Source organism: Telluria sp. LT1R51-2, assembly GCF_059685775.1.
Genome location: NZ_JCASIM010000001.1, coordinates 3,139,707 through 3,160,384 on the forward strand (window position 1 = coordinate 3,139,707; position 20,678 = coordinate 3,160,384).

General features: G+C 61.1%; 15 protein-coding genes. 8 read left to right on the forward strand and 7 right to left on the reverse strand.

Annotated elements, in window-relative coordinates:
• Positions 1-51: 51 nt before the first annotated feature.
• The 3 genes from AC56LH_RS13880 to AC56LH_RS13890 form a co-directional block, all read right to left on the reverse strand.
• On the reverse strand, positions 52-2,460 hold the full coding sequence (locus AC56LH_RS13880; protein ID WP_499646923.1) for a TonB-dependent receptor plug domain-containing protein: 2,409 nt from the start codon (positions 2,458-2,460) through the stop codon (positions 52-54).
• A 144-nt stretch (positions 2,461-2,604) separates the two neighbouring features.
• Positions 2,605-4,038 (reverse strand): methyl-accepting chemotaxis protein, encoded by a 1,434-nt coding sequence (locus tag AC56LH_RS13885; protein ID WP_499646925.1) that lies wholly within the window; start codon positions 4,036-4,038, stop codon positions 2,605-2,607.
• Between the two features lie 127 nt (positions 4,039-4,165).
• A complete protein-coding gene (locus AC56LH_RS13890) occupies positions 4,166-5,104 on the reverse strand; it encodes an aromatic alcohol reductase (RefSeq protein ID WP_499646927.1) in 939 nt (312 codons plus the stop codon).
• Positions 5,105-5,237: 133 nt separating this feature from the next.
• Here AC56LH_RS13890 and AC56LH_RS13895 point away from each other — a divergent pair, with 133 nt between their 5' ends.
• From AC56LH_RS13895 to tal, 5 genes are all read left to right on the forward strand, one after another.
• The gene (locus AC56LH_RS13895; protein ID WP_499646929.1) at positions 5,238-6,167 is read left to right on the forward strand and encodes a LysR family transcriptional regulator; all 930 of its coding nucleotides are present in this window, start codon (positions 5,238-5,240) and stop codon (positions 6,165-6,167) included.
• A gap of 138 nt (positions 6,168-6,305) precedes the next feature.
• Positions 6,306-7,775 (forward strand): glucose-6-phosphate dehydrogenase, encoded by a 1,470-nt coding sequence (gene zwf / locus AC56LH_RS13900; protein WP_499646931.1) that lies wholly within the window; start codon positions 6,306-6,308, stop codon positions 7,773-7,775.
• A gap of 9 nt (positions 7,776-7,784) precedes the next feature.
• The gene (locus tag AC56LH_RS13905; protein ID WP_183555662.1) at positions 7,785-8,639 is read left to right on the forward strand and encodes an SIS domain-containing protein; all 855 of its coding nucleotides are present in this window, start codon (positions 7,785-7,787) and stop codon (positions 8,637-8,639) included.
• Positions 8,640-8,674: 35 nt separating this feature from the next.
• The gene (locus AC56LH_RS13910) at positions 8,675-9,172 is read left to right on the forward strand and encodes a GAF domain-containing protein (protein WP_499646933.1); all 498 of its coding nucleotides are present in this window, start codon (positions 8,675-8,677) and stop codon (positions 9,170-9,172) included.
• A gap of 19 nt (positions 9,173-9,191) precedes the next feature.
• Entirely contained in the window at positions 9,192-10,121 is a 930-nt protein-coding gene (tal, locus tag AC56LH_RS13915) for a transaldolase (protein WP_183555665.1), read from the forward strand.
• Positions 10,122-10,442: 321 nt separating this feature from the next.
• On the opposite strand, the gene AC56LH_RS13920 is transcribed toward tal, so the two are convergent.
• Positions 10,443-11,060: a TetR family transcriptional regulator gene (locus tag AC56LH_RS13920; protein ID WP_499646935.1), complete on the reverse strand. Its 618-nt coding sequence runs from the start codon at positions 11,058-11,060 to the stop codon at positions 10,443-10,445.
• A gap of 163 nt (positions 11,061-11,223) precedes the next feature.
• On the opposite strand from AC56LH_RS13920, the gene AC56LH_RS13925 reads away from it, so the two are divergent.
• Genes AC56LH_RS13925 through AC56LH_RS13935 form a run of 3 tightly spaced genes read left to right on the forward strand, consistent with a single transcriptional unit; the run spans position 11,224 to position 17,204 of the window.
• Positions 11,224-12,546, forward strand: coding sequence for an efflux RND transporter periplasmic adaptor subunit (locus tag AC56LH_RS13925; RefSeq protein ID WP_499646936.1), 1,323 nt, complete (start codon positions 11,224-11,226; stop codon positions 12,544-12,546).
• Positions 12,547-12,570: 24 nt separating this feature from the next.
• Entirely contained in the window at positions 12,571-15,759 is a 3,189-nt protein-coding gene (locus tag AC56LH_RS13930) for an efflux RND transporter permease subunit (protein ID WP_499646938.1), read from the forward strand.
• On the forward strand, positions 15,756-17,204 hold the full coding sequence (locus tag AC56LH_RS13935) for an efflux transporter outer membrane subunit (protein WP_499646940.1): 1,449 nt from the start codon (positions 15,756-15,758) through the stop codon (positions 17,202-17,204). The genes AC56LH_RS13930 and AC56LH_RS13935 overlap by 4 nt, the downstream gene beginning before the upstream one ends.
• Before the next feature lie 100 nt (positions 17,205-17,304).
• On the opposite strand, the gene AC56LH_RS13940 is transcribed toward AC56LH_RS13935, so the two are convergent.
• The 3 genes from AC56LH_RS13940 to AC56LH_RS13950 are packed head-to-tail and all read right to left on the reverse strand — an operon-like array spanning position 17,305 to position 20,676.
• Positions 17,305-17,565: a PAAR domain-containing protein gene (locus tag AC56LH_RS13940; protein WP_499646941.1), complete on the reverse strand. Its 261-nt coding sequence runs from the start codon at positions 17,563-17,565 to the stop codon at positions 17,305-17,307.
• Positions 17,558-18,940, reverse strand: coding sequence for a T6SS immunity protein Tli4 family protein (locus tag AC56LH_RS13945; protein WP_499646943.1), 1,383 nt, complete (start codon positions 18,938-18,940; stop codon positions 17,558-17,560). Before AC56LH_RS13945 ends, AC56LH_RS13940 begins: the two co-directional genes overlap by 8 nt.
• Positions 18,937-20,676: a PGAP1-like alpha/beta domain-containing protein gene (locus AC56LH_RS13950; RefSeq protein WP_499646945.1), complete on the reverse strand. Its 1,740-nt coding sequence runs from the start codon at positions 20,674-20,676 to the stop codon at positions 18,937-18,939. The genes AC56LH_RS13945 and AC56LH_RS13950 overlap by 4 nt, the downstream gene beginning before the upstream one ends.
• Between the last annotated feature and the right edge of the window lie 2 nt (positions 20,677-20,678).

Sequence of the window (20,678 nt, forward strand, 5' to 3'; positions counted from 1 at the left end):
CCGAAGCGCGATCTGAAGCCCGGGTCGCGCTGAACCCGGGCCCGCACCTGCTTACCAGGTGTAGCCGGCCTTCACATAGAAGTAGCGGCCATTGAAGCCGTTCGGCGCCCACACGCTGTACGGCTGGGTGCCGTTGACGTTCAGGTTGGCCCGCGACGTAACCTGCGCAGGATAGCGGTTGGTCACGTTGTCGATGCCGGCCGTCAGGCGCCACTGGTTCAGGCGCACGCTCGCTCCCAGATCAAGCACCCACTGTGGATCGTAGTTCTGGTCCAGTGCCGGATCGTTCTGCGGCACCGTGAATTCGCCGTAACGCGTCACGACGGCGCGGCCATTCCACGCACCCTGCGTAAAGTCACCCGTGAGACCGAGCTTGTCCTTCGGCGAGCCGACCGTCAGGCGGTTGATGCTCTGGCGGTCCACCAGCGACAGCCCCTGCCCCGACAGCACGGCCGGCGACGCCGCCACACCCTGCACTTCGTTGTCGTTATGGTTGTAGGCCAGCGTCAGGTCGGCGCGCGCGCCCTGTGCGAAGTTCAGGCGGTACGTGCTGACCACGTCGACGCCCTTGGTACGCGTGTCGACCGCATTGGTGAAGTAGCGCGCCGCGCCGACGAACACGCCCTGGGCCGCGAGCGCGCGTGACAGCGCCGGCGCATTGGCCAGCTGCAGGTTCGACGAGAACACGATGCGGTCATCGATATCGATGCGGTACAGATCGACCGTCGTGGTCCAGTTACGGGTTGGCTGCCACTGCGCGCCGATGCTCAGGTTGCGCGCCTTTTCGGCCTTGAGCGGCTGCGCGCCCAGAGCACGGGCGGCGGCACTGCCGACCGGGAAGGTACCCGTCTCCACCAGCGCGCTGGCGCCGTTCACGAGCAGCGTGTTGGTGGTGGTGATCGTGTAGAACGACTGGGCCAGCGACGGCGCGCGGAAACCGTTCGAGACCGTGCCGCGCAGCGCGAAGGCTGGCGTGAATGCATAGCGCGCCGATGCCTTGGCCGAGTTCGTGCTGCCAAAGTCGCTGTAGCGCTCATGGCGCAGCGCCAGGGCGCCCGACAGTGCGCTCGTGATGTCGCCTTCCAGGTTCAGGTACACCGACTTGTTGTTGCGGCTGTTTTCGCCCGCGTTCTCGGGCCGGAAGCCCGAATAGCCCTGGGCGCCGGAACCGAAGTATGAACCGGCTTCGCCCGCGCCGATTTCGTAGGATTCATGGCGCGCTTCCAGGCCCAGGGCCACCGTCAGCGGACCGCTCATGAACGACACGGGAATCTCGCGCGCCACGTCCAGGTTGGCCAGGCTTTGGGTCGAGGTCAGTTCGCCCGCATAGAAGCTGGTCGGGCTGGCCGCGCCCAGGCTGTAGTTGACCGTGTCATTCACATCGAGCGTGAAGCGGTTGCGGCCATGGTTCAGGCTCGCATCCCAGCGCCAGCCGGCGGCCACGCCGCGCAGGCCCGTCACGATCGAGGCATCGGTCGAGGTGCTGCCCAGCAGCGGCTGGAAGCCTTCCGGATACAGGGACGAGCGCAGCGTGGTGCGGTTGTTGTCGGTGAACGCGGTGCGGAAGGTCGCCGCCGACGAGGTATCGCGCTCGCCGTAGCTCGCAAAGGCGTACCAGTCGACGTCGTCGTTGATGCGCACTTCGCTGTTGACGAACAGCGTGCGCGGGCGGCTGTCCGGGTCACCGTAGCGCTGGGTGATCAGGCCCTGGCGTGGGCCGGCCGATGGCCGCGGGTCGGCGAACGAGCGGTTGGTGGCGTTGCGCTCGGCCGCTTCGACGGCGATGCGCACCCAGCCATCCTGACCCAGGTTGAAGCCCGCCGAGCCGCGCACGGTGCCCTGCTCGCCGTCGCCCGCGTCATACTGGCCATACACCACTTCCGCTTCGCCGCCCTTGGCACCGCGCTTGAGGATGATGTTGACCACGCCGGCAATGGCGTCCGAGCCGTATTGGGCTGCGGCGCCGTCGCGCAGCACTTCGATGCGCTCGATCGCTGCCAGCGGAATCGCATTCAGATCGACCGGGGCCGAGCCGCGGCCCAGGGTACCGTTGACGTTGACGACGGCCGACGTGTGGCGGCGCTTGCCGTTGACCAGCACCAGCGTCTGGTCGGGCGACAGGCCGCGCAGCTGCGCCGGACGCACCGCGTCGCTGGCGTCAGCGCCGCTCGGACGCGGAAAATTCATCGATGGCAGCAGGCGCGACAGCACGGTGGCCAGCTCGCCCGAGCCGGTGCTGAGCAGTTCCTTGTTGCCGATGACGTCGACGGGCGACTCCGAATCCAGCGTGCGGCGATTCAGCGAACGGGTGCCGGTGACGACGATCGTCTGCACGTCCTGGGCGACCGGCGCCGGTGGCGGCGTCTCCTGGGCCAGCGCGGCGGTCGGGGCCAGGGTTGCGATCAGGCTCAGGATCAGGACCGCGCGATGCGGGTTGGCGTGGTGGTGCTTGCAGCTCATGGGGGCTTCTCTTCTTCTGGTCGGTGACGGCGGTACCTCGACCGCCGAAGGGACGCGAAGCTTAACAGGCCTCCAATTGCGTTGCCAATACCGATTTTGCCTATGCTTATATCGGGAACCGGCAGATAGGAACAGGCGCCCCGCTCAGCCCATCATGCGGGCCGAATCGTAGCCGATGCGCACCGCGCCCCAGTGCTTCCCGTCGAGTACGACCGGCATCGACAGATCGTTGATCACCTCACCGGTATCGCGCAGATAGGTCTGCAACAGGAACGGCTCGCGGTTCTTCGCCAGCCGGATGCCCACCGGGTCGTCAAAGATCCGCTTGTTGCGGCAATACACCAGGTCGTGCGCGCGCTGTCCGTTGGGCGGGCGCGAGAACTTGGTGTTGTGGGTCGGCGCGAAGCCGCGGTTGTCAACGGCCAGCGCGTAGGCGGCGCCCGGCAAATCGGTCAGCACGCGGTCGAACAGTACTTGCAGGTCGCGCTCGACGATGCGGTCGTACGATGTGGTAAAGCGCGGCGGATCGGACTGCGCGATCGGCTGGTAGCGCTGGTCGAACACGTTGGCCCCGCCGTCGGCGTGCCGCTTCAGGCAAGCCAGCACCTCTTCGCGCAGCACGGTGGTCGCGTCGACCAGCGCATCGAACGGCGTGCCGCCGGTGCGAAAGCCCGCCAGCACGCCCTGCAGATCCTCGGTTGCCAGCCGCACTTCGTCGACCCGGCGCGACGCATCCTGCATCGTTGCTGCCGCCCCGGACGCATTGCTCGCCACTTCGCCGACACGCGCCCCGATCTGCTGGTTGACGCCATCGAGCGACTGCATCGCCAGCGCCATCTGGTCCACGGTCGCGGTCATGCGCTCAAAATCAGCCACGAACGTCGTCAGGTGACTCGCCGCGCTGCCGGCCTCGCGCGCAGAGACGTTCACGCCTTCGAGGATATCGGCCGTTGCGCTGGAAGTCGATGCCACCAGCCCGCGCATCGCACTGCTGGCGGTCGCGATCTTGACGGCTTCGGTGTTGACCACCTGAGACAGACGGCGCACTTCGGACGCCACCACGGCAAACCCGCGCCCGGCCGGGCCGGCGCGCGCCGCCTCGATCGCAGCGTTGATCGCCAGCAGGTTGGTCTGGTTGGCGACGTTTTCGATAACGGTGCCGAATTCGCCGATCTCGTGCAGGTGCCCGACCAGTTGCGAGACGGTGTCCGAAAAACCGTGCACCTGCGCCTCGATGGTGCGCATGCGCGCTTCGAGGCGCGTCAGTTCATCCATCGATTCGCGCGCCGTGTGGAGGTTGCGCGCGGCCGTGTCGGCGATGCGCAGCGTACCGGCATTGACATCGGCCGACAGTTCGGTAACTTCGCGCGCGGCAGCGGCCAGCGCGCCGGCTGCCTGGTGCTGGCTCGCGGCCTGGGCCTGTGCCTGATCGACTTCCTTGCGTAGCCGCGCGGCGTTGATCGCCGTGCGGATGCTGCCATCACGCGCCTTGACCACCAGCGCGCGCATGCTGCCGCCCACGGCCCGGCCACCGAACGGCGACAGTGCCTGTCCCACACTTTGCATCCAGCCCATCATGTCTCCCTCGTCTTCGCAGCTCGCATGGCTGCGATATTTACGTGTGGAAACTATAGTCCCATTCGAGGGAACTGTCATTCATCCTGGATGCCAGCGGGTTGATTGTCTGCGTGGCGCGACAACTACTTCACTCAGGCAGGCGCTGCGTGAGCCAGGTGCGGATGTCCGAGGTCGGGATACCGCGCTCCTGGTTATAGGTATTCTGTTTGCTCCAGGCCATCCCATCGTCACGCGCAAAGGCCAGGCGGTAGCGTGCCTTGGCGTCGTCCGGCTGTGCGGCGAGACCGGCCTGCAGCGCTTCGCGGGTCAGCAAGGTACGTTCGACGGCGCGCCCCGTCACCTGCTCGACGATGTCCGCCAGCTGCCCGTACGAGACGGTGTCGCTGGCCAGATACACGATCTGGTTCGCAATGCGAGGCACCTCGAACAGGATCGCGGCGGTACACCGGCCGATGTCATCGGGCGTGGTGACTGTGACCTGCGTATCCCAGCTTCCCAAGCCGCGCACTATGCCGGCATCCAGGTCGACGATGCCGGCCGTCTTCTCGAACAGGAAACTGGTGAACATGCCGGTCGAGATGATGATCCACTCGGTCCGGTCCTGCCCGCGCAGCATGCCGCGCACGTCGAACTGCTCATCGAATACGGGCTGGCCACTGCCCTTGCCGACGATGTCGTAATCGATCCCGAACTGCCATGGAATATGCCGCCGCACGTCGGCGTCCAGCACCGCCCGGGTCAGCCGCAACTGGGTGCCCGGGCCGGCGACGAAGCCGGTACAGTTGATGACGGTGTCGAACGGGCGCAGCAAGGCAACGAGTTCTTCTTCGCTGCGCTGTGCCAGGTCGAACGGCACCAGTACCACATCCAGCGCGCGCAATGCGGCGTGATCCTGCCGCTGGCGCGGGGTCGGCGCGGCGATCGAGCCGGGTGTGACCAGAACGGCCAGCGCGCGCCCCGCAGCCTTCTGGCGCGGCGCCAGATGGCGCAGGATGGCCATGCCGAGTTCACCGGCGCCAAGCACCAGCGTGTGAGGGCGATTGATCGGGTTGTCGTGGTTTGTCATGTGGGTTCCTGGCTTGGTGAATGGCGTGAAGTATGGTCACCCGCCCTACCGTGCGTAAGCCCGCTCGCCGGCATTTCAGAATTGCGATGGATGGGATAATCGACGGATCAGGCAGATCAGCGAGGCAGGATCGATGGACAAGTTACGGGCAATGCAGATTTTTTCGCGCGTCGTCGAAGCACGCAGTTTTGCCGGCGCGGCCAACATCCTGGCAGTGCCGCGTTCGACGATCAGCCGCGCGATCCAGGAACTCGAAGCATTCCTGGGGGTGCGCCTGCTGCAGCGCACGACGCGCACCCTGCACGTCACGCCCAGCGGCAGCCTGTATTACGACCACTGCCAGCGGATTCTGGGCGCCATCGAAGGGGTCGAGGCCACCCTGTCCGACAGCACGGTCGCACTGCGCGGACTGCTGCGCGTGGACATGACATCCTCGTTCGCACGGGCCGTCGTGCTGCCGGTCCTGAGGGAGTTCCAGACCCGGTATCCGGCCATCGACCTGACCCTGACGCTGGGCGATCGCCCGGTGGAACTGGTGCAGGAAGGCGTCGATTGCGTGGTGCGGGCCGGCACGCCGGTATCATCGGCACTGCTGGTGGCGCGCCATCTGGGCAGCTTCGACTGGATCACTTGCGCCTCGCCCGATTACCTGGCGCGCTGCGGCACGCCACACTCGCTCGATGCGCTCGATGGGCATGACATCGTCGGCTACCAGTCCGCCGCCACCGGCCGCGCGACCGACTGGCGCTTCACGGTCAACGGCGCCGAGCGCACGATTGCGGCCGGCGCGCGCCTTGTCGTCAACGATACCGACGCCTATCTGGGCTGCGGCCTGGAAGGACTGGGGCTGATCCGGGTTGCCAGTTACGTGGCGCTGCCGCACCTGAAAGCCGGCCGCCTGGTGCGCATCCTGCCGGCTGTCCAGGGGCCGCCCGTTCCGCTGTCGCTGATCTATCCGCAGGACCGGCATCTGGCCTCGACAGTGCGCGCGTTTGCTGACTGGCTGGGCACGCAGGTGCACGCGCAGCAGAACGGGTGGCAGTTCCCGCCGGCACGCCCGTGAAAATCCGGCCTGCGCCGTGGGAGTGACAGATATGGCACCATGAGTCGTAGCTGAAGAAACGTAGTAGATTTTCTTGATCCCACATAAATTATGTAGTAAATTTACAAAACCATTTTACTGACACCGATCCGACCCATCATGGCGATTCCCGATTTTGACCTCGTATTCTTTGGCGGCAGTGGCGACCTTGCGATGCGCAAGCTGTTGCCTGCCATGTTCGCGCGCGACGTGGCGGGCGACCTGCCGGCCAGCGCCCGCATCATCTGCGTCGGGCGCGACGACGCCACGCAGGAAGAATTCCTGCACATGGTCGAGACCAACTCGAAGCCGCACATCAAGGAAGCGCCATCTGGCGCCAACTGGGACAAATTCATTGGTCGCATCACCTATGTGGCACTGAACGCCACCGATGCCAGCACCTTCGGCGACCTGGTCGCCGCCCTGCGCGCCGATACGTCGCTCACGCGCGTGTACTACCTGGCCACGCCGCCGCAGATCTTCGCCAAGATCTGCGACAATTTAGCCGCGACGGGCCTGGCCACGCCCAATTCGCGCGTGGTGCTCGAAAAACCACTGGGCCGCGACCTGGCCTCGGCCAAGCAGATCAATCTGGACGTGGGCAAGGTCTTCGCCGAATCGCAGATCTATCGCATCGACCACTACCTGGGCAAGGAAACCGTGCAGAACCTGCTGGCACTGCGCTTCGGGAATATCCTGTTCGAGCCGCTGTGGCGCCGCGAATGGATTTCGGACGTGCAGATCACCATCGCCGAGAAGATCGGCGTGGGCAACCGCATGGGCTACTACGACAACTCGGGCGCGCTGCGCGACATGCTGCAGAACCACCTGCTGCAACTGCTGTGCATCGTGGCGATGGAGCCGCCAGCCTCGATCGCGCCGGACGCCGTGCGCGACGCCAAGCTGCAGGTACTGCGTTCACTGAAACGCTTCACGCCGACGACGCTGACCCACAATATCGTGCGCGGCCAGTACCGCTCGGGCTATATCGATGGCCAGCCGGTGCCCGGCTACCGCGACGAACCGGATGCGCCCAAGAGCTCGCGCACCGAGACCTTCGTGGCGATGAAGGCCGAAATCGACACTTGGCGCTGGGCCGGCGTGCCGTTCTATCTGCGCACCGGCAAGCGCATGTCCGACCGCCTGGCCGAAATCGTCGTGCGCTTCAAGCCGATCCCGCATTCGATCTTCAACCAGCCGACGTCGAGCTTCCAGCCCAACAGCCTGGTGATCCGCCTGCAGCCCGATGAAGGACTGTCGATGAACCTGATGGCCAAGACGCCGGGCGACTCGATGCGCCTGAAACAGGCCGAACTCGAACTCGATTTCCGCGAGCAGTTCACGTCGCCCCGCATGGAAGCGTACGAGCGCCTGCTGCTCGACGTGCTGCGCGGCCAGCTGACGCTGTTCATGCGCGGCGACGAGCTGGAAGCGGCGTGGGAATGGGTCGAGCCGATCCTGGAACACTGGGAACAGGACGACACCTCGCCCGCCCCGTACACGTCCGGCACCTGGGGGCCGGCTGCGGCCAGCGCCCTGATCGGGCGCGACGGCTTGCAGTGGCGCGAAGAATCGCTGCCCGAAGACTGAGGCCCACCCATGCTGCTCGACTCGATCCGCACCCAGCTCGACACGCTCTCCAAATCGGAGCGCAAGGTGGCGCTCGCGGTGCTGGCCGCGCCATCGGGCACCGTGAGCCAGAACATCACGGCGCTCGCGCGCAACGCGGGCGTGTCAGAGCCGACCGTCGTGCGCTTTTGCCGCACGCTCGGCTACGACGGCTGGCACGAGTTCAAGCTGAAACTGGCGCAAGGCCTGGCGCTGGCCCTGCCCGGCGCGAATGAGGCACCGCATCAGGACGACCTGGCGTCGGACCTGATCAACAAGATCTGCAGCCGCTCGATCAACACGCTGCTCGACCTGCGCAACAATCTCAAGCCGGAGCTGGTGCAGCAGGCCCTCGAGATCCTCGCGCGCGCCAACAAGATCGAGTTCTACGGCCAGGGCACGTCCGGCTTCGTGGCGGCCGACGCGCAGCACAAGTTCTTCCGCTCGGGAGTGCCGACGGTGGCCTACACCGACCCGGCGATCCACTCGATTGCGGCGGCCCTGCTGCGCGAAGGCGATGCGGTGGTCGCCATTTCGCAGCGCGGCAACAACCCTGCGCTGACCCGTTCGGCCAAGCTGGCCAAGGCGGGCGGCGCGCAGGTCATCGTGCTGGCGCCATCGGGCACCCCGCTGGCCGAGATGGCCACGCTCCTGATCCCGATCGACCTGGTGTTCGCGACCGACCCGTACACGCCGATTTCGGCGCGCCTGGCCTACCTGGTCGTGATCGACGTGCTGGCGGTGGGCCTGGCGCTGCGGCGCGGGCCGGAGTTTCGCAAGAAAATGCAGAACGCCCAGAAGGCGCTGCAGGAGTTCGACATGCAGTTCGATTCGTTCATCGGCTAAAATAGTTTTTTTATTGACCGCCAAATGGCAACGCCATGCACATCAATCCAGAACGCAGCGACCGCCCCGATTACGACCTGCTGGTACGCCAGGTCACGAGCATCCTCGAAGGTGAACGCGACCTGACGGCCAATGCGTCGCAGTTCTCGGCCCTCGTCTACGACACCATCGCCGACCTGAACTGGGCTGGCTTCTACTTCACCGTGCCGTCCAAAAAAGGCGAAGGCAACGATCTGCTGGTCGGCCCGTTCCAGGGCAAGCCTGCCTGCGCGCGCATCCCGTTCGGGCGCGGCGTGTGCGGCGCCACTGCCGTCAAGCGCGAGACCATCGTCGTCGCCGACGTGCATGCGTTCCCGGGCCATATCGCCTGCGATTCGGCGTCGGCGTCCGAGATCGTGATCCCGGTGCTCAAGGACGACCAGCTGATCGGCGTGTTCGATATCGACAGCCCGAAGCTCGAGCGCTTCAGTGACGAAGACCGCGCCGGCCTGGAAGCCATGCTGGCCGCGTTTGTCGCGGGCACCGATTTCTAAGCATATTCAAGAGACCACCATGAACCAACTCGAACAGCTCAAGCAATTCACCACCGTCGTTGCCGATACCGGCGACTTCCAGTCGATCAAGGCGTACACGCCGCAGGACGCGACCACCAACCCGTCGCTGATCCTGAAGGCCGTGCAAAAGCCCGAATACCGCCCGCTGCTCGAAAAAGCCATCGCCAACGCGCCCGACGCATCGATCGACGGCATCATCGACAGCCTGTTGATCGCCTTCGGCGTGGAGATCCTCAAGTTCGTGCCGGGCCGCGTGTCGACCGAAATCGATGCCGCGCTGTCGTTCGATACCGAGGCCACGGTGGCCAAGGGCCGCGAACTGATCGCGCTGTACGAAGCAGCCGGCGTGTCGCGCGAGCGCGTGCTGATCAAGATCGCCTCGACCTGGGAAGGCATCCGCGCCGCCGAGATCCTGGAAAAAGACGGCATCCATTGCAATCTGACGCTGCTGTTCTCGCTGTGCCAGGCCGTGGCCTGCGCCGAAGCGGGCGTCAAGCTGATTTCGCCGTTCGTCGGCCGCATCTACGACTGGTACAAGAAGTCGACCGGCACCGATTACCAGGGCGCCGACGATCCGGGCGTGCAGTCGGTCAAGGGCATCTACCAGTACTACCGCAAGTTCGGCTACGCCACCGAAGTGATGGGCGCGAGCTTCCGCAACACGTCGCAGATCCTGGAGCTGGCCGGTTGCGACCTGCTCACGATCTCGCCAGACCTGCTGCAAAAGCTGGCCGACAGCGACGCGCCCTTCGAGCGCAAACTGGTCAAGGACGACAGCGCCGATATCGAAAAGATCGCAATCGACGAAAAGACGTTCCGCTTCATGCTCAATGAAGATGCGATGGCGACCGAAAAGCTGGCCGAAGGGATCCGCGCGTTCGTGGCCGATTCGATCAAGCTGAAAGTAATGATCGAAGGCATGCGTTAAGCACACCAGTTGCCCAAACAAAAACCCGGCTGCGGCCGGGTTTTTTGTTGTTTTACATCTATACAACCAGACGTCTCACAGCCGGGGTCAGGTCTGACATTCAGACACGACCTCAGCCTTAGCCTCTCACAGCCGGGGTCACAGCCGGGGTCAGGTCTGACATTTAGACACGACCTCAGCCTTAGCCACTATCAGCGGACGCTTGCCGGAGACCAATATGGCCCGATGCCAGCTATCCCGGCTACCCGACTGTCGAGATCGTGTCCGAATGTCAGACCTGACCCCGGCTTTTTCTTGGCTTTACATGTGTAAAGCCGGGGTTCAGCGTGCGCGCAGGCCTGCCATGTAGGTATCGATCAGCTCGGCTCCCAGGTCGACCAGCTCGAATGCTCCTGGTTCGAAGATCCAGTTGCGGATCAGGCCGTCGAGCATCACCCAGACCGACATCGACGCCTTGCGCGGATCGACCGTGGGCGGCAGCGTGCCGTCGGCCATGGCTTGCGTGAACTGATCCTGCAGCCGCCCGCGCCAGCGCGCTACGGATTCGCGCTTGTGCGCACGGGCAGAGTCGACCTCGTCGGTAAATTCGGTCTTGAGCGTGGCGATCTCGAACACGCGGCGTGCCTTCTCGTCGCCTTCCACGATCTGCAGCACCGCCAGCATTTCGTTGCGCAGGCTTTGCAACGGATCGGTGTCCGCGCGTTCGCCTGCCAGCTTCACGGCGGCATCCATCGGCATCGTGGCGCGTTCCATCATCGCGCTGAAGACGGCGCCCTTGTCGACAAAATGCCAATAAATTGCGCCGCGCGTCACGCCCGCTGCGGTAGCAATATGCTGTAAAGTTGTTCGTGAAACGCCATGTTTTGCGAACAAAATTTCTGCTGCGTCAAGGATGCTATCGCGTGTTGCGGCGGCTTCTTCTTTCGTCCTGCGGACCATATTCGGGGGGTACTCCAAAATTACAGGGGGGCAAACATTTTACATACAGTCGTGATAGTATATAAAACTATTTGCAAAAGCCAGTGTTGATCTCACCCTTCGCCATGTTTTCCTGAGCGCCGGGTGACGTCGACGCGTTACTAACTAGAAGGAAGCACACGTAATGCGCCCTGCCCAATCCTCGTCCCCGTCCCTGACCCGGGTCGCTGCCGCCACCCTGGCAGCCCTGGTTCTGTTGTCCGCCTGCGGCAAGAAAGATGCAGCCCCAGCCGGCGCCGCCCCTGGCGGCCAGCAAGCTCCAGCCGTCCAGGCCGGTGTCATCACCACCAAGATCGAAACCGTCGCATTGCAGACCGAGCTGCCAGCCCGCGTCGAGGCAATCCGCACCGCCCAGGTTCGGGCCCGCGTGGATGGCAATGTCCAGAAACGCCTGTTCACCGAGGGCAGCATGGTCAAGCAGGGCCAGGCGCTGTATCAGATCGACGCTGCGCCATACCAGGCCCAGGTCGCTTCCGCCCAGGCTGACCTGGCACGCGCCCAGGCCAATCTGGTCGCGGCCAAGTCGATTGCCGATCGCTACAAGCCATTGGTCGAAGCCGCTGCTGTCAGCAAACAGGAATTCGACAACGCCGTCGCGGCGCAACGCCAGGGCGAGGCCGAAGTGGCCGCCGCCCGTGCGCAGGTCCGCGTGGCGCAGATCAATCTGGGTTATACCAACGTCAATGCGCCGATCTCCGGCCGCATCGGCCGTTCGCTGGTGACCGAAGGCGCGCTGGTTTCAGCTGCCCAGTCGACCGAACTGGCACTGATCCAGCAGACCGACCGCATGTACCTGAACATCACGCAATCGGCGAATGACCTGCAGCGCCTGCGCAAGCAGGCCGGCGGCAAGGTCAATGGCGAGCTGCCCGTCACGGTCGTGCTCGACGACGGTACCGTGCTGCCACGCAAGGGCAAGCTGCTGTTCTCGGACGTCACCGTCGATGAAACCAGCGGCCAGGTCACGCTGCGCGCAGTGATCGACAATCCGGACAACGCCCTGCTGCCAGGCCAGTACGCACGCGTGCGCCTGTCGCAGTCGGAAACGCGCGGCATCCTCGTGCCACAGCAAGCGGTCACCCGTGGCGGTCAGAACGGCGACACCGTGATGGTCATCGGCGCCGACAACAAGCCAGTGTCCCGCACGGTCAAGATCGCTTCGCAGCAAGGCGAGAGCTGGATTGTCATCGACGGCCTGAAAGAAGGCGAAAACGTCATGGTCGACGGCTTCCAGAAACTGCAGATGCTGCCGCCAGGTACCCCGGTCAAGCCGGTGCCATGGACGCCGGCCGGCACCCAGGCGCCAGCCCAGGCAGGCGCCCCGGCGGCTCAGCCGAACGCGGCCGGTGCTCAGGCCGCCGCTGGTGCGAATGCTTCCGGTGCACGCACCCCGAGTTCCGGTTCGCCGGCAGCGGGTGCAACGACCCCGGCCAACAGCAGCCGCTAAGAATAAAACGAACAGGACTTTTCAATGGCACGTTTTTTTATTGACCGCCCAATTTTTGCATGGGTGATCGCGCTGTTCATCATGGTGCTGGGTACGGTCGCGATCAAGCAGTTACCGATCGCCCAATACCCATCCGTGGCGCCACCCGCGATCGTCGTCAACGTCACCTACCCGGGTGCGTCGGCGCAGACTCTGGAGGATTCCGTCATCTCGATTATTGAACGCGAGATGAACGGTGCCCAGGGCATGATCTACATGGAATCGACCAGCCAGGCCAACGGCACTGGCTCGATCACCATTTCGTTCGAGACCGGTACTGATCCGGAACTTGCTCAGGTTGACGTTCAGAACCGCCTGTCGCGCGCGACCCCGCGTCTGCCGCCGGCGGTGACGCAGCAGGGTGTGCGCGTCGACAAGTCGCGCTCGAACTTCCTGCTGTTTACGATCCTGTCGTCGGATGACCCGAAGATGGACAATATTGCGCTGGGTGACTACGCCTCGCGCAATGTACTGCCTGAAATCCAGCGTATTACCGGTGTGGGCCAGGCCCAGCTGTTCGGTACCGAGAAGGCGATGCGGATCTGGATCGATCCGACCAAGCTGGTTGGCTACAACCTGTCGCCAGCCGATGTCACGAGCGCGATCTCGCAGCAGAATGCCCAGGTCGCATCGGGCACGATCGGCGACTTGCCGATCACGCAGGGGCAGCAGATCAGCGCCACCGTCATCGTCACAGGCCAGCTGTCGAACGTCGAACAGTTCGGCAACATCGTGCTGCGCGCCAATCAGGACGGTTCGACCGTGCGCCTGAAGGATGTCGCACGCATCGAAGTCGGTGGCCAGTCGTATGCCACCTCGGCGCGTCTGAACGGCAAGCCATCGGCCGGTATCGGCGTGCAGCTGGCGCCAGCCGGTAACGCCCTTGAAACCGCCGATCTGATCAAGGCCCGCATGGCCGAACTGCAGAAGCTGTTCCCGGCCGGTGTGAAGTACTCGATCCCTTACGACTCCACCACCTTCATCTCGATTTCGATCGAGCAAGTGGTGCACACGCTGATCGAAGCGATCGTGCTGGTGTTCCTGGTGATGTACCTGTTCCTGCAGAACTTCCGCTATACGCTGATCCCGACCATCGTGGTGCCAATCGCACTGCTGGGCTCGTTCGCCTGCCTGCTGGCGATGGGCTTCTCGATCAACGTGCTGACCATGTTCGGCATGGTGCTGGTGATTGGTATCGTCGTCGATGATGCCATTGTGGTGGTCGAGAACGTCGAGCGCATCATGAGTGAAGAAGGTCTGCCGCCACTCGAAGCGACGCGCAAGGCAATGGGCCAGATCTCGGGCGCCATCATCGGCGTGACCGTGGTCCTGATCGCCGTGTTTGTCCCGCTGGCCTTCTTCGCCGGCGCGGTCGGTAACATCTACCGCCAGTTCTCGGTGGTCATGGTCACGTCGATTGCCTTCTCGGCCTTCCTGGCGCTGTCGCTGACCCCGGCGCTGTGCGCACACCTGCTCAAACCTATCGAAGCCGGCCACAATCACACCAAGAAGGGCTTCTTCGGCTGGTTCAACCGCAAGTTCACCACCGGCGCCAAGAAATACGAAGGCTTCGTCGGCGCCCTGATGCGGCGTGCCGGCCGCTGGATGGTCGTGTTTGCCGTGCTGGTCGTGGTAGTCGGCGTGATGTTCACGCGCCTGCCGAATTCGTTCCTGCCGAACGAAGACCAGGGCTATGTGATCGCCAACGTCCAGCTGCCGCCAGGTGCGACGGCTGAACGTACCGGCGCCGTCATGCGTGCAATGGAAGAGTTCGTGATGAAGCAGCCGGAAACGGCGAACATCGTGGCCCTGACCGGCTTCTCGTTCTCGGGCCAGGGCCAGAACATGGGTCTGGCGTTCATCCCGATGAAGGCATGGGACGAGCGCAAGGGTGACGGCCAGGACGCGCAATCGTTCGCAGGTCGCATCATGGGCCACATGGGCGCGCTGCGCGACTCGTTCATCTTCGTGGTGAGCCCGCCGCCGATCCCGGAGCTGGGTACCGGCACCGGCTTCTCGTTCCGCCTGCAGGATCGTGCCGGCAACGGTCACGCCGCCCTGCTGGCTGCGCGTAACCAGATGCTGGGCATGGCCTCGCAGAGCAAGATCCTGACGGGCATGCGTCCGGAAGGTCTGGAAGATGCACCGCAGCTCAAGCTGAACATCAACCGCGACAAGGCGCAAGCGCTGGGCGTGACCTTCGCCGCGATCAATACGGCGCTGTCGACGTCGATGGGTTCGTCGTACGTCAACGACTTCCCGAACGCCGGCCGCCTGCAGCGCGTGATCGTGCAGGCCGATGCGCCACAGCGTATGCAGCCGGACGACCTGCTGCGCATCAATGCGATGAATACCCAGGGCCAGCCGGTGCCACTGTCATCGTTCGCGACGACCGAATGGACCACCGGCCCGATGCAGACCAACCGCTACAACGGCTATCCGGCAATGAAGCTGACCGGTGAAGCAGCGCCGGGTTACTCGAGCGGCGAAGCGCTGGATGAAATGCAGCGTCTGGCCGAACGCCTGCCGGCTGGTTTCTCGTACGAGTGGACCGGCCAGTCACGCGAGGAACTGCTGTCGGGTTCGACCGTGTTCATCCTGATCGGCTTCGCGCTGCTGGCTGTGTTCCTGGCCCTGGCCGCGCTGTATGAAAGCTGGACCATCCCGGTGGCCGTGCTGCTGGTGGTACCGCTGGGTATTCTTGGCTCGCTGCTGGCGGCCAATATGCGCGGCTTGTCGAACGACGTCTACTTCAAGGTGGGCCTGATTACCATCATTGGTCTGGCGGCGAAGAACGCGATTCTGATCGTTGAATTTGCCAAGGATCTGCAAGCCGAAGGCAAATCACCGTTCGATGCGGCGCTTGAAGCGGCCCACCTGCGCTTCCGCCCGATCATCATGACGTCGCTCGCCTTCATCCTCGGCGTGCTGCCGCTGGTCCTCGCGGGCGGCGCCGGTTCGGCATCGCAACGTGCGATCGGTACCGGCGTGATGGGCGGTATGATTACGGCGACCGTGCTGGGCGTGATCTTCGTGCCGGTGTTCTTCGTCGTGATCCGTACGCTCTTCAAGGGCAGCGAACGCCAGAACAAGATGTACGCCCATGCGCAGGAAAAACAGCATGAGCTGGAGAAACAGGAACGCCAGGCCGCAGAACAAGGGAAACAACTATGATCAAGCACATCAAACTGATCGTCACGCCACTGGCGCTGTCGATGGCACTCGCCGGCTGCATGTCGCTGGCGCCGGACTATGAGCGCCCTGCTGCCCCGGTGGCAAGCGCCTTCCCGGCCGTGCCGCAGGCAGCCACGGCATCGACCAGCCCGGTGATCAACCAGGCCCCGGCCGCCGTCGCATGGCAGCAGTTCTTTGCCGATCCGCGGCTGCGTCAGCTGATCGACCAGGCACTGGTCAACAACCGTGACCTGCGCATCGCCATCGCCAACATCGAGCAGGCGCGTGCCCAGTACCGCATCACGCGCGCCGATCGCCTGCCTTCGGTGGGCCTGGGTGTCAGCGGCAACCGCCAGACCGTTGGTGAAGACCAGCCGATCAACAGCACCTACCAGGCCGGCCTGCAAGTCACGTCGTTCGAGCTCGACCTGTTCGGCCGGGTGCGCAACCTGAGCGAAGCCGCGCTGGCGCAATACCTGGCCACCGAAGAAGCGCGCAAGACCACGCAGATCAGCCTGATCGCGTCGGTTGCCAACGCGTATCTGCAACTGCTGGCCGACGAAGAGCTGCTGCGCATCACGCAGGACACGCTCAAGACGCGCCAGGATTCGGATCGCCTGACGCAGCTGCGTTTCGATAACGGCGTCGCATCGCGCCTGGATATCCAGCAATCGCGTTCGCTCGTTGAAACGGCCCTGGCCACGCTGGCGCAGCAACAGCGCTTCCGTGCCCAGGACATCAACCTGCTGACGCTGCTGGTCGGCCAGCCGCTGCCGGCCGATGTCTCGACCGGCGCTACACTGGCCAAGACCGAGCTGCCCGACCTGCCTGCCGGCCTGCCATCGGACCTGCTGGCCAACCGTCCGGACATCCGCGCGGCCGAGCAGGATCTGATCGCGGCCAATGCCAATATCGGTGCAGCGCGCGCGAACTTCTTCCCGCGCATCTCGCTGACGGCCAGCGCCGGCAGCGCCAGTAGCGAGCTGTCGGGCCTGTTCGAGAGCGGCACCTGGGGCTGGTCGTTCGCACCGCAGGCGATCCTGCCAATCTTCGACTATGGCCGTAACACCGCCACACTGGGCGCCGCCCGTGCCCAGCGCGACATCGCCGTAGCGCGCTACGAGCAATCGATCCAGACCGCGTTCCGCGAAGTGGCGGACGCCCTGGCCGGCCAGGCGACGTACAGCGAACAGCTGCGCGCGCAGGCAGCCGTGACCCAGGCCGAAGCCGACCGCTTCAACCTGTCCGACCTGCGCTTCCGCAGCGGCGCCGCCAGCCAGCTCGACCTGCTCGACGCACAGCGTTCGCTGTTCCAGTCGCAGCAGTTGTCGGTGCAGGCAAACCTGCTGCGTCTGCAGAACCAGGTCGCGTTGTATCGCGTGCTGGGCGGTGGTTGGGTGGAACCGGCGGCGCAAGCTGATGGAGCGCCGGTGGCGGTGAGGTAAGTTACCACGCTACTACTGACGTGAATAAGAACCGGGCCTGTTTGGCCCGGTTTTTTTTACATGTGAAGGTTGGCTGGGCAGGTACGACACATGGCTCGCCCTAGCTGTGGGTGAAGGTTGGGATGGAAGAGATTAACGTAGCGCCGCAGCTGGTCTTGTGGCCGTTATAAGCGACTGGCTTGCCATCGATCGTATGCATGGGCCCGCCCTCCACAATAGTGCCGTCACCGTGGATCGGGCATGCACATTTGTCGCCAATGCAGGCGACGGCGATGCCACCAACGATGAAAGGCGTAGCAGCGACGGCAGTGACCTTGCCGCCGTGGCTGGTGGGATCGTGCAGGCGGATGACGTTAGGCATGGCTATCTTTTGATTTGTGGATATCTTCGCAAAGACCATCGATTTCCTCTGCGATAGAAGACGGTGGGGAATAGGCTACCAATTGCCATTCAGTTTGAGCAATACGGTAAACGTCACCGATAAGTGTCCTTAGAAGACTCTTATGGCCCGCCACAATCACTGGTGGGATTTTCTCCCCTTCGCAGAATATACGAGATCGCTCCCCCTCGATTCTTCGCTTGTCAATGCATTGCCATTGCCCCGCTTGCGGGCATACGTTGCCTGATTGAATTGTAGTTCCTAGCGGTGCTTTTTGACTTAGCTTTTTGGCCACGGTTGCATCGCTTGACTGGCGTATGTCGATAGACGGCAGCAATCTGTCCCACAGAGCCAAGGCTTCGTCATCTGTAAGGGTGGGTTTGACCTTGGCTTTCGCGTCATCCTTTACGCCAGAATCGAGTCGAATATCCAGCAAAGGATGCAGCGAGTTGTTTGCCTCACCAACGCTGAAGAACCGGAATTCATGTGCATCTGTATCATTCTTGTAAGCCGGTCGCCTGGTGAGAATTTCTTCACCATGCCAGACTCCCAGTTGACGGGGTCCTTCTCGTAGCATTTTTATACTGGAGAAAAAGTTTCCTAATCCAAGATTGGCAGCATGTTCTTTCGCTTGTTGCCGCAACCGCCCCGGAGCACTATCCTCTTGCAAATGATCATGGTTTCTACGTGCTTCGATAGAAATTCGGACATCTGGAATCTCTTTTAGATAAATACCTATAGCACTGTTTTCGTATTCTGCATCAACTTCTAAAAACCCCCCTTCAACGCACATTCCCATTTCTTCAGGAATTTCATTCTCAGAGCGGGATCTAAGCTGACCAGCAATTTTATTTATCAATGAAACATTGTCCTCACTGGGCATTGCACTGCTGATGTAGTGAATAAAAAGGTCATTTTTCATCGGGATATAAGAATGAATCGAATAACTTACTGAACTTTTCGCCCCGAAGACAATTTTCTGACCTGGAATAACACCATCGACGACTTCTCCAATTTTTGGCAGTTTGGCGAGTGAGTAATCTGCCAAGTAGCTTTTTTCCACTTTGATTTCTTGCAAACGTGAATTTACCAATGTAGAGATATTCGAGGATTGGTCGGGGTAAAACTGTATATTTCCATCAACTGAAATAGGCCCGTAGATGACAGATGCGTCCTTCGGAATTTTTACGCGCAATCGTCCAAAACATACCATACGTGTATGCTCAAATATTTTATTTATTTTCTGAGACGCTGGCATCACCTTATCCTCTCTTCCGTTGACGATTATAATAACTAACAATATCGCCAGTATAAAAATCAACCATGCAAAAAAATGAGAAATAAGCCTTCTCATCATTTATCCCATTTCATTGTTGAAATTATTTTAAATAGACAATATAAAGTTGATGCCAATACAATAGGATTCGAGTAACTCCCCTGATGCTCGTAGCCTTGCTGTCGGAATACACCTTTAAATTTTCTACTTAAAAGCTGTGCATCTGCTGAATGCGACGGCACGGTTTGATCGCCAGGAGCATCTGGACCAAGCATCTCGACACTTAAAAAATTAACCTTTCTGACATCTTCTGGTGCTTTCAGATCGACCAGACTAAGACTTCCTTTTCGATTGTCTTCGACAATCTTTAACGAATCAATATTTTTTGAATCGACCACATCATCAACCTTCCAAGTCACTTTGTGCCAAGCCTTTCTATCAGGATCGACCCCATAGTGAGCGTAACTTTGATCGTGATAAGTATTCTCAATTTTAGCGTGGAAGCTCTTAGCGTCGTCCAATAAATTCAAAGTCTTTTGAATTCCAACTCCTATCGCATTTGCCGGATTAATCCATCGTTCTCGGAACAGACTAAACCACTTCGCTCTTACTTTATAAATTTCCTCGTATGGACACTGCGCAGGCCAGCTTTTCAATATTTTCTTTTCGTCTCGAAATTCCAGCCAATGAGCCCCGTAAAACTGATTTGGAAGCAGCTCTAAGGCACCTTGAGCATTCGCGAGTACTGCAGTTACGTCTTGTGCGTTATCTCCCAAAACCCCTGCTGTTATTCTTTCTGTCGGTGCTGTCCATTCGCCCTCAACGCCACAACGCATTCGCTTGTAGGCTGCCCCTGCACCCATGGCAGGCATAACTCCGTGAACGACCCCCAAGATTTTATCGTTTGCTTTTCCAATCGCAGGATGTATAACCGCGCGTGCGACTATCCCTCCCATCGAATGTGTTATAAGGATTACTTTTTCACATTCAAAGCCTTCACTTTTATACTTATCAATCAAAGCATTAATTTTTTTTGCAATAACAACACCAGATTCAAAATTTCCTTTAAGCCAGTTATAACCCATTGCATGTACTGGAAACCAACACCCTTTAACAGCGTCTCGCATGGAACTCTCATCAAGGGGGAGCATAAGAATGCTCGGATCTGCCTGCCACTTTTTTGGGTCGATTTTTAGAATGTTGGTCTGCAAATATAGATCCATTGCACCGCCTGAAAATGCAGAATTGAGCTTACTCTCACAGATCTCAAGAACTTTTTGATAACTTCCAAAATAAATTTCCCCCCAGCCTCGTTCCCGAGCTTTTTGGTCCTGGTTACGGCGATTTTTAGTCCCCGGCAAATCTGGCTGTAGTAGGGGCCCATCGAGTCTGTTCCAGCCTCTATATCCTCGGGTATATGTTACACTTTGATTGCGTAAGTCCGAACTTTCCTCAAGGTTTCCGGTCGTGTTTTTCAAAGGATCGTAGGTGTCAACTTCAGTGTTTTCTGGATCCAGACGCAATTGCCTCTCAATTGGACTATCGTTGTATTGCGCCACAGTCACGCTGGAATTATCTGGCCGCCAGGATATATTATGCATCCCATTAAGCTCTTTCTGGCGGGTTTCCGTCATTCTCAGATTTGACCCCATAATTCCCGGTATAAAAACGATTGGTAACACCCGCTTAGGCGGAATTTTTTGAACTTGTGGATTTTTGTCTTGTTTAGGTGTGACGAAACCTTGAGAAATTTTTCCTTGTTTTTTATCTGGATTGATTGGCAGCTTGTATCCATTTTTCTTTGGAACAATCTTCATCG

Excerpts from the sequence above, each read along its gene's own strand:
- AC56LH_RS13925 (WP_499646936.1), top strand. The coding sequence starts at position 11,224 with ATGCGCCCTGCCCAATCCTCGTCCCCGTCCCTGACCCGGGTCGCTGCC.
- AC56LH_RS13885 (WP_499646925.1), bottom strand. The coding sequence starts at position 4,038 with ATGATGGGCTGGATGCAAAGTGTGGGACAGGCACTGTCGCCGTTCGGT.
- AC56LH_RS13905 (WP_183555662.1), top strand. The coding sequence starts at position 7,785 with ATGCTGCTCGACTCGATCCGCACCCAGCTCGACACGCTCTCCAAATCG.
- AC56LH_RS13940 (WP_499646941.1), bottom strand. The coding sequence starts at position 17,565 with ATGCCTAACGTCATCCGCCTGCACGATCCCACCAGCCACGGCGGCAAG.
- AC56LH_RS13930 (WP_499646938.1), top strand. The coding sequence starts at position 12,571 with ATGGCACGTTTTTTTATTGACCGCCCAATTTTTGCATGGGTGATCGCG.
- AC56LH_RS13890 (WP_499646927.1), bottom strand. The coding sequence starts at position 5,104 with ATGACAAACCACGACAACCCGATCAATCGCCCTCACACGCTGGTGCTT.
- AC56LH_RS13950 (WP_499646945.1), bottom strand. The coding sequence starts at position 20,676 with ATGAAGATTGTTCCAAAGAAAAATGGATACAAGCTGCCAATCAATCCA.
- AC56LH_RS13880 (WP_499646923.1), bottom strand. The coding sequence starts at position 2,460 with ATGAGCTGCAAGCACCACCACGCCAACCCGCATCGCGCGGTCCTGATC.
- tal (WP_183555665.1), top strand. The coding sequence starts at position 9,192 with ATGAACCAACTCGAACAGCTCAAGCAATTCACCACCGTCGTTGCCGAT.
- AC56LH_RS13895 (WP_499646929.1), top strand. The coding sequence starts at position 5,238 with ATGGACAAGTTACGGGCAATGCAGATTTTTTCGCGCGTCGTCGAAGCA.
- AC56LH_RS13935 (WP_499646940.1), top strand. The coding sequence starts at position 15,756 with ATGATCAAGCACATCAAACTGATCGTCACGCCACTGGCGCTGTCGATG.
- AC56LH_RS13945 (WP_499646943.1), bottom strand. The coding sequence starts at position 18,940 with ATGATGAGAAGGCTTATTTCTCATTTTTTTGCATGGTTGATTTTTATA.
- zwf (WP_499646931.1), top strand. The coding sequence starts at position 6,306 with ATGGCGATTCCCGATTTTGACCTCGTATTCTTTGGCGGCAGTGGCGAC.
- AC56LH_RS13920 (WP_499646935.1), bottom strand. The coding sequence starts at position 11,060 with ATGGTCCGCAGGACGAAAGAAGAAGCCGCCGCAACACGCGATAGCATC.
- AC56LH_RS13910 (WP_499646933.1), top strand. The coding sequence starts at position 8,675 with ATGCACATCAATCCAGAACGCAGCGACCGCCCCGATTACGACCTGCTG.